14 protein-coding genes and 1 pseudogene are annotated in these 14503 nt (G+C 71.2%); 6 read left to right on the top strand and 9 right to left on the bottom strand.

Annotation, left to right across the window (positions count from 1 at the left end):
* Positions 1-26: 26 nt before the first annotated feature.
* Genes SSPS47_RS28335 through SSPS47_RS28315 form a run of 5 tightly spaced genes read right to left on the bottom strand, consistent with a single transcriptional unit; the run spans position 27 to position 4113 of the window.
* The gene (locus SSPS47_RS28335; protein WP_164253423.1) at positions 27-1334 is read right to left on the bottom strand and encodes a cytochrome P450; all 1308 of its coding nucleotides are present in this window, start codon (positions 1332-1334) and stop codon (positions 27-29) included.
* The gene (locus SSPS47_RS28330) at positions 1331-1912 is read right to left on the bottom strand and encodes an ATP/GTP-binding protein (RefSeq protein WP_147875026.1); all 582 of its coding nucleotides are present in this window, start codon (positions 1910-1912) and stop codon (positions 1331-1333) included. Before SSPS47_RS28330 ends, SSPS47_RS28335 begins: the two co-directional genes overlap by 4 nt.
* 10 nt (positions 1913-1922) lie before the next feature.
* Positions 1923-2306 carry a DUF742 domain-containing protein gene (locus tag SSPS47_RS28325; RefSeq protein WP_164253422.1) on the bottom strand — a complete coding sequence of 128 codons (384 nt, stop codon included), beginning with the start codon at positions 2304-2306 and terminating at the stop codon, positions 1923-1925.
* Positions 2303-2716 (bottom strand): roadblock/LC7 domain-containing protein, encoded by a 414-nt coding sequence (locus SSPS47_RS28320; RefSeq protein ID WP_164253421.1) that lies wholly within the window; start codon positions 2714-2716, stop codon positions 2303-2305. Before SSPS47_RS28320 ends, SSPS47_RS28325 begins: the two co-directional genes overlap by 4 nt.
* A gap of 2 nt (positions 2717-2718) precedes the next feature.
* Positions 2719-4113, bottom strand: a complete 1395-nt coding sequence (locus SSPS47_RS28315) for an ATP-binding protein (RefSeq protein WP_164253420.1) — start codon at positions 4111-4113, stop codon at positions 2719-2721.
* A 325-nt stretch (positions 4114-4438) separates the two neighbouring features.
* Between SSPS47_RS28315 and SSPS47_RS28310 the strand changes: the two genes are divergently transcribed.
* The gene (locus tag SSPS47_RS28310; protein ID WP_164253419.1) at positions 4439-4813 is read left to right on the top strand and encodes a PPOX class F420-dependent oxidoreductase; all 375 of its coding nucleotides are present in this window, start codon (positions 4439-4441) and stop codon (positions 4811-4813) included.
* On the opposite strand, the gene SSPS47_RS28305 is transcribed toward SSPS47_RS28310, so the two are convergent.
* Together SSPS47_RS28305 and rsgA are read right to left on the bottom strand one after the other, a co-directional pair.
* Positions 4746-6191: an AlkA N-terminal domain-containing protein gene (locus tag SSPS47_RS28305; RefSeq protein ID WP_164253418.1), complete on the bottom strand. Its 1446-nt coding sequence runs from the start codon at positions 6189-6191 to the stop codon at positions 4746-4748. The two genes, SSPS47_RS28310 and SSPS47_RS28305, sit on opposite strands and share 68 nt — an antisense overlap.
* A 119-nt stretch (positions 6192-6310) precedes the next feature.
* On the bottom strand, positions 6311-7423 hold the full coding sequence (rsgA, locus tag SSPS47_RS28300; protein WP_164253417.1) for a ribosome small subunit-dependent GTPase A: 1113 nt from the start codon (positions 7421-7423) through the stop codon (positions 6311-6313).
* A 960-nt stretch (positions 7424-8383) separates the two neighbouring features.
* Here rsgA and SSPS47_RS28295 point away from each other — a divergent pair.
* The 5 genes and pseudogenes from SSPS47_RS28295 to SSPS47_RS34940 all read left to right on the top strand — a co-directional run bounded on the left by SSPS47_RS28295 (position 8384) and on the right by SSPS47_RS34940 (position 11784).
* The gene (locus SSPS47_RS28295; RefSeq protein WP_187280128.1) at positions 8384-8782 is read left to right on the top strand and encodes an AraC family transcriptional regulator; all 399 of its coding nucleotides are present in this window, start codon (positions 8384-8386) and stop codon (positions 8780-8782) included.
* Between the two features lie 108 nt (positions 8783-8890).
* Positions 8891-9301, top strand: a complete 411-nt coding sequence (locus SSPS47_RS28290) for a VOC family protein (RefSeq protein WP_147875035.1) — start codon at positions 8891-8893, stop codon at positions 9299-9301.
* Positions 9302-9397: 96 nt separating this feature from the next.
* The gene (locus SSPS47_RS28285; protein ID WP_164253416.1) at positions 9398-10564 is read left to right on the top strand and encodes an aminopeptidase P family protein; all 1167 of its coding nucleotides are present in this window, start codon (positions 9398-9400) and stop codon (positions 10562-10564) included.
* A gap of 845 nt (positions 10565-11409) precedes the next feature.
* A pseudogene (locus SSPS47_RS28280) lies at positions 11410-11655 on the top strand (pyridoxal-phosphate dependent enzyme); the annotation flags it as partial.
* Complete coding sequence (locus SSPS47_RS34940) at positions 11629-11784, top strand: hypothetical protein (protein ID WP_203558144.1); 156 nt, start codon at positions 11629-11631, stop codon at positions 11782-11784. The pseudogene SSPS47_RS28280 and the gene SSPS47_RS34940, both read left to right, overlap by 27 nt.
* Positions 11785-11846: 62 nt before the next feature.
* Here SSPS47_RS34940 and SSPS47_RS28275 read toward each other — a convergent pair whose 3' ends face one another.
* Positions 11847-13130, bottom strand: a complete 1284-nt coding sequence (locus SSPS47_RS28275; RefSeq protein WP_164253415.1) for a hypothetical protein — start codon at positions 13128-13130, stop codon at positions 11847-11849.
* 142 nt (positions 13131-13272) lie between these two features.
* The gene (locus SSPS47_RS28270; protein ID WP_164253414.1) at positions 13273-14469 is read right to left on the bottom strand and encodes a cation diffusion facilitator family transporter; all 1197 of its coding nucleotides are present in this window, start codon (positions 14467-14469) and stop codon (positions 13273-13275) included.
* Positions 14470-14503 lie beyond the last annotated feature (34 nt).

The raw sequence follows: 14503 nt of genomic DNA, 5'->3' as shown, positions 1-14503 counted from the left end.
ACCGCGACACGGCATGGGAGGGCAGGTCAGGAAGTTGTCACCGACATACGGTCGCCTGCTGTCGAGGACGCCCCGGTGACTGTCCGCGGGCCGGCGGAGCTGCGGCTCCAAGGGGTGATGCCCTTGGCGTCGGGAGTCAGCGGAGTGAACCGGGCGGGGAGCGACGTGAGCGTCCGGTGGACGGGCCCGTCGCGGTATGTCAACTGATCGGGCGCTACGGCCAGTTCGATGTCCGGCAGGTAGCTGGCGAGTCGTTCGATCGCGGCCGTCGCGATCAGCAGGGCGAGATCACGTGCCGGGCAGGCGTGCGGCCCGGCGGCGAACGCCAGGTGTGCCTTGGTTCCCGAGCGGTAGCCGTCGGCCGGAACCCCCGAGTGGGGGCAGGTGTTGGCGGCGGCGTACGAGACCATGACCGGGGAGTGGGCGGGGATGCGCGTGCCGTGGAAGGTGACGTCCTCCTTGGGGAAGTGGAAGCTGTAGTTGGCGAGCGGCGAGTCGTGCCACAGCGCCTCGTCGATGGCGTGCTGGACGGGCAGGCTTCCGGTGGTGAGCGTGCCGAAGTACCGGTCGTCGCTCAGCATCCGGACGCAGGTGTTCGCGATGAGGTTGGCCGTCGGCTCGTTCCCCGCACCGAAGATGATGATGATCTGGTTCATCACCTCTTCCTGGTTCAGCCCGTTGGGGTGGTCGATGAACCAGGAGGTCAGGTCGTGGCCGCGCTTCTCGGCCTTGGCCTGATAGAGGGTCTGCAGATAGCCGCCGAACAACTGGGCGCCGGACGCCTTGCGTTCGGGGTCGGTGTCCATCATCGCCGCGAGCGCCCCCACGAGCCGGGGACCGTGTTCGTCCTCCATGCCGAACAGGGCGTTGAACACCATCAACGGCAACTGCTGCGCGTACTGGCTGACGAGGTCGACGGTCCCGGCGTCCGCGAAGTCCTGCAGGAGCCGGTCGGCGAAACGGAACGTCAGAACCCGTACGTCGTTGGGGTCCAGGAGGGCGAAACTGTCCGTGATCACCTTGCGCAGGTGCGCGTGCTCCTCACCGTCGGCGAAGAAGAGACTGGGCCGCCACTCCACCATCGGCCGGATCGGGCTGCTCTCCGGAACCTGCGGCAGCCACTTACGGGTGTCCTTGGACCAGGTCTCCGTGTCCTGCAGGAGCCCGAGCGCCGCCTGGTAGTCGGTGACGAGGTGGACGAGGACACCGGGGGAGATCTCGGCGACGCCGACCGGCCCCTGGCGGCGCAGCAGTTCATAGCTGCGCTGGGGATCGGCCGCGTGTTCCGGCCCGTGCAGGGGCACAGCGGTGACGTCCAGTGGTGTGATACTCACGAGGCTCCGACTCCGGCCGAGGATATGGAATGGGCGGTCAGTGCGATGAGTGCGCTGAGACTGCTGTTCATCTCGCGGGCATCACAGGTGACGAGCGGGGTGTCCGGGGCGAGGTCCAGCTTCTTGCGGACGATCTCCAGATCGTAATCGGGTGAGTCAGGGAAGGTATTGACTGCCACGGCGTACGGCAAACCGCGCTCCTCGATAAGATCCATCACTTCGAAGGACTCGTCGAGACGCCGGGTGTCCACCAGGACGAGCGCGCCGAGGGCGCCGAAGGCGATGCCCTCCCACAGCGGAAGGAACCTGCGCTGCCCCGGAGTTCCGTACAGGTACAGGACGATCCGGTCGCCCGGCAGGGTCATTCGACCGAAGTCGATGGCCACCGTGGTGGTCTTCTTGTCCCGCAGACCGACGAGGCTGACGTCGTCGGCGTCGGCCGCCGCGTCCGTCATGACTTCGTCGGTGTGCAGCGTGGGAATCTGTGAAAGCGTCTTGATCGCGGTCGTCTTGCCGACGCCGAGGGGACCCGCGACAAGGATCTTGACCCTCTGGTGCTCCCCCTCGGGGAGGTACACGGGACGCGGGTTAGGCGACACGGAGCGATTGGAGTCCACTCAGCACCTCTTCCATGAGTTGCATCGACGGCCGTCCGGCGCGCGAGGGGGCGAGAGCTTCCGGTATCGGCACGCTGGCGTTTAACAAGCCGTCACTGACGAGCTGTTCGGCGAGCATCAGACCGACACTGGCCGGCAGCGCGAGATACGCGGCTATCTCGACGGCGGTGAGGGAACCGTCCGTCACCAGCTCGACCACACGGCGGTGCACCGACGTGTGGTACGAGGAGAACGGATGGCCACTGGCCCGCAGCGCCGTCAGCGTGTCGAGGGTGGTGGGTAACGGGGCACCGCCGCCGCCTCCGGTCGCCAGATACGCCGGAAGCAGCCGCCGTTGATGCTGACCGCGGCTCATGACGCGCCGTCATGGGTGCGCGCCGAGACGGACATGTGCTGCTCACCCAGCTTCTTCGCCTGACGCGCCATCATGTGGACGACCACACCCATGTGCATCGAATCGTCGCCCGCGGCGGCGATCAGCGTGTTGGCACCGGCCGGCATGACCATGTAGGTGCCCTCGGCCACCTTCACCGTGACGGTCTCGATGGGGGTGTCCGCCGCGGCCCCCAGCGCCGGGATCACGGCGGCACGGGAGGCGGCGTGCAGTGCGGAGGTCATCGCGGCCACGCCGTCCGCGTCGTCGGCCGAGAGGTTCTCGGACCTGGCCTGGACCATCCCGTCGAGGGTCATCAGCAAGGCGTGGTGGACACCTGGGATCTCGGTGATGGGGGCCAGGTACCAGGTCTCGTTTTCGCCGTGGGGCATGGTCACTGCGTTTCCTCCAAATCAGTACCGGTTCGGCCGCTTTCAAGGCCGTCCTGGAATTCACTCCAGGCTCTGAGGGACCGCTCCGGATCCGGGGCGCGGTACGTGGGAGCGGCTAGTCCTGCGCCGGGGGCCGCGGGGCCACGGCGGCGACGCTGCGGCAGACCGTCCGCACTGTCCGGTACGGGAGTTCGCGGCTTCTCGTCGTCCACCGGGGTCTCGGGGACGGAAGTGGGCCGCCTCTCCGCCTTCGGTGCGACGGCCGCCTGGGGAGCCATGGCAGAAGGGGGCTCGGCTTCCTCGTCGATCGAGGCGAGCAGGTTCGGGGGAATGGTCACCACAGCGCGCACCCCGCCATAGGGAGACGAATGGTCGATGGAGACATGGAAGCCGTAGTCGGCGACGAGACGGCCGATGGCGGCGAAACCCTGGGACGGCGGGTCGCCGAGCTCGGTCAGCATGACATCGTGCGTGTCGGCCGACACCAGGCGCGCACCGCGGGTGGCCGCCTCCGCGGTCATCCCCTTGCCCGCGTCGTCAACCGTGATGCAGACGTTGCCGTTTCCGCTCTGGATCAGGCCGACGTCCACCGCGAGGTCGTCACGGGAGTGCTCCAGGGCATTGGCCATCAGCTCGGCGCAGGCCACGGCGACGGGCTCGGCGGCACGGCCGACGATCCCGACGTTGGAGGCTATCCGCGAGTTGATCTTGATCCGGTCGAAGCCGCGGAGCCGGGAAGAGGCGCCCGTGACGATCTCGGCGACGTAGGTGTCCTTGCGGACGTGCCCCGGCCACGCGCCGCACACGATGGCGGTGCGCTGGATGAGGCGCAGGTTCTGCTCGTTGAGGTGGTCGGCGGCGAGCATCCTGTGCGTCAGATGCCGTGACCCGGTGAACTCCCTCTGCAGGGCGTCGAGTTCCGACTGCAGCCGGTACGACAGGGCCTGCGAGTCCTGGCTCGCGCCGCGCAGGGCGGCCCTGGCGGCGGCGTCCACGCGACGACGCTCCTTCAGGACCATCTCCGAGACGCGGGTGAGTACGGAGTCGAGGAGTTCCGCGTCCTCGGGTCCCGCCTCCCCTGCGTTGAGCAGCCCGGGTACGGGGTGGTGAGAGCTGATCAGATGGAGCGGGACGGCCGGAAGCCGGGCGGAGACGAGGTGGGTCACCTCGGCGCGGAACCGCTCCTCACGGGCCTCGGCGTCCCGCGTATGGGATTCGGCGAAGCGCGTGCGGGTTTCGGCTTCCCGCGTGCGGGATTCGGCGCTCTTCAGCGCCGCGTCCATTTCTCTGCACCGTCGCGTCTGTTTGCGACGGGAGAGCGCCAGCAGCAGTGCGACGACAGCCATGACCACGGTCACGGCGCCGAGCGCAAGGGCGGGTTCTGAGGGAGAGGTCACGGAAAAAGGGTCCTAGGGGTTCGAGGGGGCACGGGCGGGTACACCGGTGGACTTCCGCACATCAAGTGCTGCCGCATCCAGGTGAAGGATCATGCCAAAGCTTGGCCAGTTTAGGGGAGTTGGCCTACTGCCCACAGCGCGAATCAGGAGGCCGTGATGATCATGGGGGAAGAAATAGGGCCAGGTGGGGAGCAACCGCTGCACCACCGGCCGATTCCATTCCGCTCTCCGGCCGGACTCCGTCGCCCGGCCCTCCGCTTGAGACGCGAGCGCGTGCGGAAGACCGGGAGCGGCGGGAGCACCCAGGGCGTGTGAGGCTGGAGTCATGACCGAATTCAGCGAGGCCGAGCGCTCGTACCTCTCCTCCCAGCGGCTGGGCCGGCTGGCCACCGTCGACCCGAAGGGTCAGCCGCAGGCCAACCCGGTGGGTTTCTTCCCGCAGGCGGACGGCACGATCCTGGTCGGCGGGTACGCGCTGGGCACCACCAAGAAGTGGCGGAACCTGCGGTCGAACCCGCGGGTGGCACTGGTGGTGGACGACATCGTCAGCCTCAAGCCGTGGAAGGTGCGGGGTGTGGACATCCGGGGCGAGGCCGAACTCCTCACCGGTCCGCACGAGTTGGGTCCGCACTTCAGTGAAGAACTGATCCGGATCCATCCACGGAAGATTCACAGTTGGGGGCTGGAGGAGACCGGCTGATCGCGGGGGCGGGCAGCCCCAGGAGCAGGTGCCGTACCGCGTACGAACGCCACGGCCGCCACGCCGCGTCACCGGACCCGCCGTCCGGTGCCACGTCGGGATCACCCAGGCCGCGCATCCGGATCAGCGCCGCCGTCCGGGCGCTCACGCCGGGCACGGTGAGCAGCGCCCGTTCGGCCTCCTCGCGGCTCGCCCCGCTGTCGAGCCGTACGGTGCCGTCGGCGAGGGCGGTGGCGAGCGGACCGGCCACCGGGTCGTCCACCAGGGCCGCCGGTGCGGGGAAGAGGCGGGTGAGGGTGCCGCACGGGCGCTCGACCGGGTCCCCGAACGCCGCGACGAGCCGCCGCGCCTCGGCCCCTCCCAGGTGCACGCGGAGCGCGTACTCCGCCGGGTCGGCGGTGCCCGGCGCCCGAAGCCCGGGGCGGGCCGCGACGAGGGGCGCGAGGAGCGGGTCGGCACCGAGGCGTTCGTCCACGGCGTACGGATCGGCGTCAAGGTCGAGCAGGCGCCGCAGCCGTTGTACGGCGGTGGTGAGGTCACGCAGGTCCGTGAGGTGGATCCGGGCCTCCAGCCAGCCGGGGCGCGGGGCGCCGGTGGACGGCGGCGCTTCGTCCACCGAGACGACTCCGGGGCCGTGCGGCAGGCGCAGCGTACGCCGGTAGGTACGGGCGCCCGGTCGGCCGATCACCTCCTCGACGGAGGTCAGGGCCTCGTCGGCGAGCTGGTCGAACATGGCGCGCGCCGCGTAGGCGCCCCGGTACGCGAGCCGCAGCGGGATGCCGGCGAGTGCGGGCGCGGCGGGGGTCGCCGGTGCGCCTCCGGTGCCGGACTCGGCGCGCAGGCCGCTCGGGGTGCGGGCGTAGATCCGCCGGATCGTGTCGTTGAACTGCCGCACGCTCGCGAACCCGGCGGCGAAGGCGATCTCGGTGACCGGCAGGACGGTGGTCTGGAGCAGTGTCCGCGCGGTGTGCGCGCGCTGCGCGCGGGCGAGGGCGACGGGGCCGGCGCCGAGTTCGGCGGTGAGCTGGCGCTGGACCTGCCTGGCGCTGTAGCCGAGCCGCCCGGCGAGGCCGGGGACGCCCTCGCGGTCCACGACTCCGTCGCCGATCATGCGCATGGCGCGGCCGACGACGTCGGCCCGTACGTTCCACTCCGCCGATCCGGGCACGGCGTCGGGCCGGCACCGGCGGCAGGCGCGGAAGCCGTTGCCCTGGGCCGCGGCGGCGGTGGGGTAGAAGCGGACGTTCTCGCGCTTCGGGGTGACCGCCGGACAACTCGGCCGGCAGTAGATGCCGGTGGTCTCGACGGCGAAGAAGAACGCGCCGTCGAACCGCGCGTCGCGGCTGGCCACCGCCTCGTACCTGGTCTCTTCGTCCATCACAGCCTCCAGTGTGCGCCGCCCCCCGAGTACGGCACTCGCGGGATTCGGACATGGAGGTGGAGGGCCGGGCCTCCCGCTCGAAGCCCGGCCCTCGCGGACGCGCCTGCCGGCCGCGTCTACCGGATACGCCCCCGCTTGGCCTCCATCGCCGCGCGGCCCTCCGCGCCCTTGAGCCGCCAGTCCCGGCGGATCTCGGCACGCAGCCGGGCGTCGGTCTTGGCGACGATGCGCTGGTTCTCCCGCAGCAGCTTGCGGTAGCTCTCCAGCCGCCGCTCGGACAGCGAGCCGTCCTCCAGCGCGGCGAGCACGGCGCAGCCCGGCTCCCTGCCGTGGGCGCAGTCGTGGAACCTGCACTCCTCGGCCAGTTCCTCGATCTCGGCGAAGACCTGCCCCACGCCCTGCCCGGCGTCCCACAGCCCGACGCCCCGGAGCCCGGGAGTGTCGATGAGTACGCCGCCGCCCGGCAGCACGAGGAGATTGCGGGTGGTCGTGGTGTGCCGGCCCTTGCCGTCCACGTCACGGGTGGCTTGGACCTCCATGACGTCCTCGCCGAGCAGGGCGTTGGCGAGGGTCGACTTGCCGGCGCCCGAGACGCCGAGCAGCACGCTCGTGCTCCCGCAGACGACGGCGGTCAGCACGTCGACGCCCTCCCCCGTCGCCGCGCTGACCGGGAGGACCTGCACGCCCGGCGCCGTGGTCTCGACGTCGTCGACGAGGTACGACAGTCCGGTCGGGTCCGGTACGAGGTCGGACTTGGTGAGCACCACGAGCGGCTGCGCGCCGCTCTCCCAGGCCAGGGCGAGGAACCGCTCGATGCGCCCGAGGTCGAGTTCGACCGCGAGCGGGACGGCGATGATCGCGTGGTCGACGTTGGCCGCGAGGATCTGCCCCTCGGAGCGCTTGGACGAGGTGGAGCGGACGAAAGCGGTGCGGCGCGGCAGCAGCGTCCGCACGTACCGCGGATCACCGCCGGGGTCGACGGCGACCCAGTCCCCGGTGCACACGACCTTCAGCGGGTCGCGCGGCACGACGAACTCGGTGTCGGCCCGTACCGTGCCGCCGGGCGTGACGACATCGCACAGCCCCCGGTCGACCCGGACGACGCGGCCCGGCAGCAGGCCCTGCGCGGCGTACGGGGTGAACTCCGTCTCCCAGCCCTCGTCCCAGCCGTACGGGGCGAGCGGATGCGAAGCGGAGGATGCCTCAGGAGAGGCGGTGGAGAGAGACAACGGGAAACCCTTCACAAGGGCGGTCCCGGCACGCGCGCCGACGGGGCGCGGAGAAAAGGAAGGTCAGCCGGAGACCACGGAGGTGACATGAACGATCAGCTGATCGCGGGCAGGGCCCAGCGCAGAGACAGTCATCGGTACACACCTCCTGGATCACACACGGCTGACAGGACCCGATCGGTCCGTCGGGAACAGGAGGGAATCTAGCCGCTCCCCCGCCGGGCGCGCCAGCCAATTGTCGCGGTGCCGGCACGACGCGTGTCGCGGCGCCGCCGGACCGGCGTGCGGACCGGGCCCGCATACCTGCCCCAGGTATTCGACGCAGACAGGACCCCGACTTGACTACATACCCCTGGAGGGTATGTAGAGGATGTCGGCCGCCGTGGCCCCTCACGAAGGAGACCCCGATGAACACGGGACTCAGGATCACCGCCTTCGCCGCCGCGATCGTCGCGACGTTCGGCACCGCGTACGGAGTCGGCGCGAGCATCGACCCCGACGCGGCCGAGAAGCCGCCGGCGGCGCACGACGAGCACGCGGAGGCGGGCGGGGAAGAGGCCGGCGACTCCAGGTCGAGTGGGCTCTCGGGAGTACGGGCGATCCGGTCGCCGTGGACGAGATACCGCTCGTGCACGACGAGTTGGGCCTCCACGAGCCCCATCCCACGGGCCCGGCCGGCCTCGAAGACGGCGCGTACCGCCCGCATGCGGTCGTCCTGGAGGACGTACCCGTCAACCTGTTCGCGGACTCCGGCCGGCAGCAGGCCCCACCAGTCGGCCGCGGCGATGTCAGTCATGCGATGTCAGTCCGCCTCCGTACTCCTTCTCACTGTCGCACCGCGTTCGACCCCGGCTCTCCACGCTAGGACCGCCCCGTCGCGGCGGCCAGCCGGGCGTCCGCCCCCAAAGACGCCGGCACACCGCTCCGGGGCCGGTGGGCGTCCCGTGGTCTGATGGGTGCGTGGGCCGTGACGTGGAAGAGAGCAACCGCCGCATGCTCCGGGTGCGGGACGCGATGGACCGTGACTACGCGCGGCCGCTCGACGTCCCGGCCCTGGCCAGGATCGCGCACGTGTCGCAGGCGCACTTCACCCGGACCTTCCGGGCCACGTTCGGCGAGACGCCGCACCGGTATCTGCAGCGGCGCCGGGTCGAGCGGGCGATGTTCCTGCTGCGGGAGACCGACCGCAGCGTGACGGACATCTGTTACGAGGTCGGCTTCGGCAGTCCGGCGACCTTCAGCCGCACGTTCCACGAGATCGTGGGCCGGCCGCCGAGGACGTACCGCAAGGAGACGCCGCGCGCGGCCGGCGCCGTACCGACGTGCTTCACCAAGGCGTGGACGCGACCGAGCACCTGACCGCCGGCCCCTCCCCGCCCCCGTCCCCGCTCCCCGGTGCGGTGGCCACACGCCGACCGAGCAGTTCTGGACAAGTTTTCGCCCGGCGTGCCCCGTAACGTGAAACGCATGTTCACCGCGATCACACACTCACAGATTTACGTCCTGGACCAGGACGCGGCGCTCGACTTCTACGTCGGCACACTCGGCCTGGAGGTCAACACCGACGCCGACCTGGGCTTCATGCGCTGGCTGACCGTCAACGTCCCCGGCCACCCGGACCGGCAGATCCTGCTGGAGAAGCCCGGCCCTCCGGCGCTGTCCGAGGAGACGGCGCGGGAGGTCCGCGAACTGCTGACCAAGGGCGCGACGGGCGGCACGCTCATCTTCAGCACGGATGACTGCCGGGGGACCTACGAGACGCTGCGGGCCCGTGGCGTCGAGTTCACGGACGAGCCCACCGAGCGCCCGTACGGCATCGACTGCGGACTGCGCGACCCCTTCGGCAACAACATCCGCTTCACCCAGCCGAAGCCGTAAGGGGGTCCTGCCCTCCCACGGGCCGTCCTGCCGCGTCGCCGGAGCCCTGCCGCCGCCGGGTGCCGAAACGGCCCGCGACGGCGGCAGGATGGACGCATGACTGGCAGCGACGCGACTTCCGCGCACCCGACCGCCGGGGCCCCCGCGGCCCCGGCCCCCTTCACCGCAGACGACTACCGCGCGCGCATGGACCGCGCCGTGCGGGACGCCACCGCCGCCGGGCTGGCCGGCGTGCTGGTGGCGCCCGGTCCCGACATGGTCTGGCTCACCGGCTACCAGCCGCCCGCCGACACCGAGCGGCTGACCCTGCTGGTGCTCACCCCCGACGCCGGTCCCGTCCTCGTCGTGCCCAAACTGGAGGCGCCCGACGCGGAGAAGGCGGTCGGCGCGCCCGCGCTGACCCTGCGCGACTGGACCGACGGCGTCGACCCGTACGGCGTGACCGCGCCCTCGCTCGTCGCCGACGGCCGCTACGGCATCAGCGACAACACCTGGGCCCTGCACCTCATCGGCCTCCAGGAGACCCTGCCCGGCACCTCCTACACCCCGTTGACGAACGCGCTGCCGATGCTGCGCGCCGTCAAGGACGCCCGCGAGGTGGAGCGGCTCGCGCTGGCGGGCGCCGCGGCCGACGCCACCTACGAGGAGATCAGGAAGGTGCCCTTCGCGGGCCGCAGGGAGACCGACGTCGCCGCGGACCTCGCCGATCTGCTGCGCGGCTTCGGCCACTCCCAGGTCGACTTCACCGTCGTCGGCTCCGGCCCCAACGGCGCCAATCCCCACCACGAGGCCGGTGAACGGGTCATCGCCGAGGGGGACATGGTCGTGCTCGACTTCGGCGGGCTGTGCCAGGGCTACGGCTCCGACACCTCCCGCACCGTGCACGTCGGCGAGCCCACCGAGGAGGAGCGGCGCGTCCACGACCTGGTCCGCGCGGCGCAGGAGGCCGCCTGCGACGCGGTGCGGCCCGGCATCGCCTGCCAGGAGGTGGACCGGGTGGCCCGCGCGGTGATCGACGAGGGCGGGTACGGTGGGTACTTCATCCACCGCACCGGCCACGGAATCGGCGTCACCACCCACGAACCGCCCTACATGGTCGAGGGCGAGGAGTTGCCGCTCGTCCCGGGCATGTGCTTCTCCGTGGAACCGGGCGTCTATCTGCCGGGACGCTTCGGTGTGCGGATCGAGGACATCGTGACGGTCACCGAAACGGGTGGCCGGCGGCTCAACGCCACCGACCGGGGGCTGGCCGTCGTCGGCTGACGGAGCCGCCGACTGAATTGTCCGGCCGTTTTCACGATCGAAGTCCGCAATGGCGTCACTCGCGCACCACACACGAAGTGACGCCGCGATCACGGTATGTTCTCGGCCTTCCGGATTTCATACCCGCGACGGGCCCACGAATTGGCGGGCCCGTCGCGGGCATTGCGGCCGGCCGTTCTTCTTCTGGCGCCGCTCCATACGCGCGGCGTCAACGACCACAACGCCGACACCCACGCGCCCCCGGTCGTCGCGGTACCGCGGCGGCGTCGACCGAGTTCGGTAATCACGACACCGCTCCCTGTCACCACGACGGGGACGAGGCGGAGCACGGGTCGGAGAGTTGCGCTTCCGGTCAGCCGCAGCGCCGCGCCGATCTGCCCGCTCCTGGCAGCACACCAGTGTGCGTCACGCAATTGACGCGAATTCACGTCTCCGCGTCAATGACGACGGTCGGCACGTTCCCGATGTCGTGCGCGGAACAGCGAGATCCGGGAATTCCGCGAGTGTAGAACATCCTGCCGGATCAACCCCTCCCCTTTTCGAACGCGCGATTTCCGAACGTCCATAGCGGATTCCGAACGCGCGTTTTCCGAACACGGGACGCGTGATCGATCCGCTTTCCGTCGCCCACCCCGTCGTTCGGACGGTCCGGCCGCCTTCCACATGCCGGCAGACCGCGATCACATTCACGCGCCCCGTTGATTTCGCGTGCGCCGCGACGGGCCTCCGCGTTCCCGTACTTCGACGAAAGCGAATCCGTGCGCCACAACATCCCCATCGCCCCGCCCCGCGCCGTCACCACCTCGCGGAACGACGTCCCGGCCGCCGTCAACAGCCCGTCCGGGCTGGCGGGCAACACCCCGCTCCTGCGTGTCCACGAGGCCTTCGCGCCGGCGGGGCGCGGCTTCCGGGCCAAGCCGGAAGGGTTCAACCCCGGCGGCATCAAGGACCGTCCCCGCGCTCCACATGGTCGAACGGGCCCGAACTCGGGGTGAGTTGGCGCCCGGCGGCAGGATCATCGAATCGACCAGCGGCACCCTGGGCCGGGGCTCGCCCTCGCCGGCATGGTCCACGGCCACCCCGTCACCCTGTTCGCGCTCGGGGTGAGCTGTGCGGCGGCGCTCGCCGCACTGCACCGCACCGGCCGGCTCGCGGCGCCCGCCACGCACGACGGCGCGGCACCCGGAGCGACGTCGGCCGCCGCGCCGGCGACGGGCTGAACCGTGCCCGCGTGCCGGGGCACCGGGAACGGACCACGCACGGTCCCGGTGCCCCGACCGGTTCAGCAGTTCGGTACGCCCGGCAGCCAGGACTCCGCCACGTCGATGAAGATGTTGGAGATGTAGCCGCCGAAGGACGGCAGGTAGGACCAGCCGTCATTGGTGATGCCGTCCACGGTGATCTGCTGGCCGTGGACCTGGCAGGTGACGTTGACCGTGGTGGGGCCCGCCAGACGCGCCACCTCGGGGGAGGCGGTGGTCGCCTGCTGACGTATCCGCACGTCCGTGCCCCACGTCGGGAAGGACTTGCCCGTCTGGTCACCGGTCCACAGGTAGGTGACGGTCACCCAGCCGTTGTCGTTCAGACCGACGTTGTAGAAGGTGCCGTCGGCGAGATCGATACCGGCCGGGTTGAGAACGGTACGGCCGGAGCCGTCCTTCCCCCCGTTGTAGCCGGTCTCGTAGGCGGCCTGGGCCTCGGGCATGCCCTGGGCCAGATCCTGGAACATCTCGCGCGTCGGGGAGGGGTTCCAGTAGTCGTCCTTGGTGTTCCAGGGCCCCACGTCCCACACCGGCGCGGTCTCGCAGCGAGCGGGACCGCAGACCTGGACGGAGTACTGGCCGCTGCCGTTGGGCGACAGACCGCGTCGCGAGGGCAGCGCGACGAAGTGGTCGTTGGGCTGGATGACATGGCCGTTGGCGGTCGTACCGCCGACGAGTCCCTCACGGGTGGCGAAGACCCGGGCGGTGAAGGCGGTCGCGCCCGCCTCGGTACGGGGGACGGCGCCCTTCTCGGCGGTCAGCCGCAGGCTCCGGACGCGCGCCTCTCCCCCCGTGTCCCAGAGGGTGATCCGGGCCTGCACGGTGGTGACCGCGCGGGGCAGGACCGCCGTGCCCTGCTCCGCCGCGCCCCCCGCGGCGCCCGCCGGTACCCACTCCGTCCAGGCGCCCTGTGCCGAACGGCCGCGCACGTCGACGACCACCTCGACGTCGGCGTCCCCGGACAGGTCGGCGACGAGCTCGGCGCTGACCCGGTTGACCGGGGCGTCGAGCGTTTCAGGGGCGAGTACTTGGGCGCCGTAGCCGCGGCCGGTCTCCGCCGACGCCGGGCGGAAGGCGGTGTCCCGTACGCTCAACGCGCCTTTCGCGTAGCGCACGTTGACGTCGTCCGGGGTGACGCGCGTCGGATCCGCGGACCAGGAGATGGGGGCGTTCTCTACGCGCGTGGATTTTTGGCCGTCGGCCGCCCCGGCGGATGGCGTGGCGACAGCCACACCCACGCAGGCGAGCAGGGACAGGGCCGCCGCGGCCCGCCGTCGGTAGGGAGATCTCGCTCGGTCGGTCATGCCGGTCTCCTCCTGTGGGGGGATGGAACCCGGCACACGCTAGTGAGCGTGTCATGTAACCAACAAGGGCCCAGGAGTGGAGAGATCTCGATAGCCGGAGGGGGTCCGATCCACCGTCGGACGCCCGCGGACGTCCCGCCGGTCAGGTGTGGTTGTGGGCGGGAACCCGGCCGCGGCCGTGACGGCGGTCGTGGCTGTGGGCGTGGGCCCGGCCGTGGATGTGGTGGGTCAGCGCCGCGTGCGGGTCGGCGCCGAAGGGGGTGGCGGCGGGATCGGCATGGACGAGCGCGGCCGTCAGCCTCGGTACGGCGTGCAGCAGGGCATGCTCGGCCTCGACGGCGACCTGGTGCGCCTGACGTACCGTCAGCTCGCCGTCCACCACGACCGCGACCTCGGCCCGCAGCCGGTGCCCGATCCAGCGCAGCCGCAACTCCCCCACCGCACGCACCCCTTCGACGTCCAGCAGCGCCGCCTCGGCGGTGTCCACGAGCACCGGGTCGACGGCGTCCATGACCCGGCGGAACACCTCACGGGCCGCGTCACGCAGGACGAACACGATCGCGGCCGTGATGAGGAGGCCGACGATCGGGTCGGCGAGCGGCCAGCCGATCGCGGCGCCGCCCGCGCCGAGCAGGACGGCGAGCGAGGTGAATCCGTCGGTACGGGCGTGCAGTCCGTCGGCGACCAGGGCGGCCGAACCGATCTCGCGGCCGACGCGGATGCGGTAGCGGGCGACCCACTCGTTGCCGAGGAAGCCGACGACGGCCGCGGCGGCGACGGCGGGCAGGTAGTGGATCGGCCGCGGGTCGAGCAGCCGGTCGACGGCGGTCCACCCGGCGAACACCGCCGAGGCGGCGATGGTCAGCACGATGACGATGCCGGCGACGTCCTCCGCCCGCCCGTACCCGTAGGTGAACCGGCGGGTGGCCGCCCGCCGCCCCAGGACGAACGCGACGGCGAGCGGCAGCGCGGTGAGCGCGTCGGCGGCGTTGTGGACGGTGTCGCCCAGCAGCGCCACCGAGCCGGACAGGACGACGACCACGACCTGCGCGAGCGCCGTCGCACCGAGCACGGCCAGCGAGACCCACAGCGCGCGCATGCCCTTCGCCGACGATTCGAGGGCGGTGTCGATCTTGTCGGCCGTCTCGTGGGAGTGGGGCGTGAGGAGATGACCGGCCTTGTGCCGCAGCCGGGCGAGGCGCCCGGCGCGTCCGTCACCGTGACCGCGTCCGTCACCTTGACGGCGTCCGCCCCCCTCGCGGCCGTGGCCATGACCGCGGCCGGGTGCGTCATGGCCGTCGTGCCGGTGTGCGTGCGGGCGTCCGTGCGGGTCGTTCATGGGGATGACCTTCCGACGCTCGGGCAGAGTGGGG

Origin of the sequence: Streptomyces sp. S4.7 (assembly GCF_010384365.1) — a bacterium.
GTDB lineage: Bacteria > Actinomycetota > Actinomycetes > Streptomycetales > Streptomycetaceae > Streptomyces.
The sequence above is the reverse complement of the archived record's forward strand: the minus strand, read 5'-3'. Positions and strand labels throughout refer to the sequence as shown.

What these genes read in the sequence shown, in the direction of transcription:
- SSPS47_RS28325 (WP_164253422.1), bottom strand. Translation starts at nt 2,306, where the DNA reads ATGAGCCGCGGTCAGCATCAACGGCGGCTGCTTCCGGCGTATCTGGCG.
- SSPS47_RS28320 (WP_164253421.1), bottom strand. Translation starts at nt 2,716, where the DNA reads ATGCCCCACGGCGAAAACGAGACCTGGTACCTGGCCCCCATCACCGAG.
- SSPS47_RS28310 (WP_164253419.1), top strand. Translation starts at nt 4,439, where the DNA reads ATGACCGAATTCAGCGAGGCCGAGCGCTCGTACCTCTCCTCCCAGCGG.
- SSPS47_RS28305 (WP_164253418.1), bottom strand. Translation starts at nt 6,191, where the DNA reads ATGGACGAAGAGACCAGGTACGAGGCGGTGGCCAGCCGCGACGCGCGG.
- SSPS47_RS28290 (WP_147875035.1), top strand. Translation starts at nt 8,891, where the DNA reads ATGTTCACCGCGATCACACACTCACAGATTTACGTCCTGGACCAGGAC.
- SSPS47_RS28285 (WP_164253416.1), top strand. Translation starts at nt 9,398, where the DNA reads ATGACTGGCAGCGACGCGACTTCCGCGCACCCGACCGCCGGGGCCCCC.
- SSPS47_RS34940 (WP_203558144.1), top strand. Translation starts at nt 11,629, where the DNA reads ATGGTCCACGGCCACCCCGTCACCCTGTTCGCGCTCGGGGTGAGCTGT.
- SSPS47_RS28275 (WP_164253415.1), bottom strand. Translation starts at nt 13,130, where the DNA reads ATGACCGACCGAGCGAGATCTCCCTACCGACGGCGGGCCGCGGCGGCC.
- SSPS47_RS28270 (WP_164253414.1), bottom strand. Translation starts at nt 14,469, where the DNA reads ATGAACGACCCGCACGGACGCCCGCACGCACACCGGCACGACGGCCAT.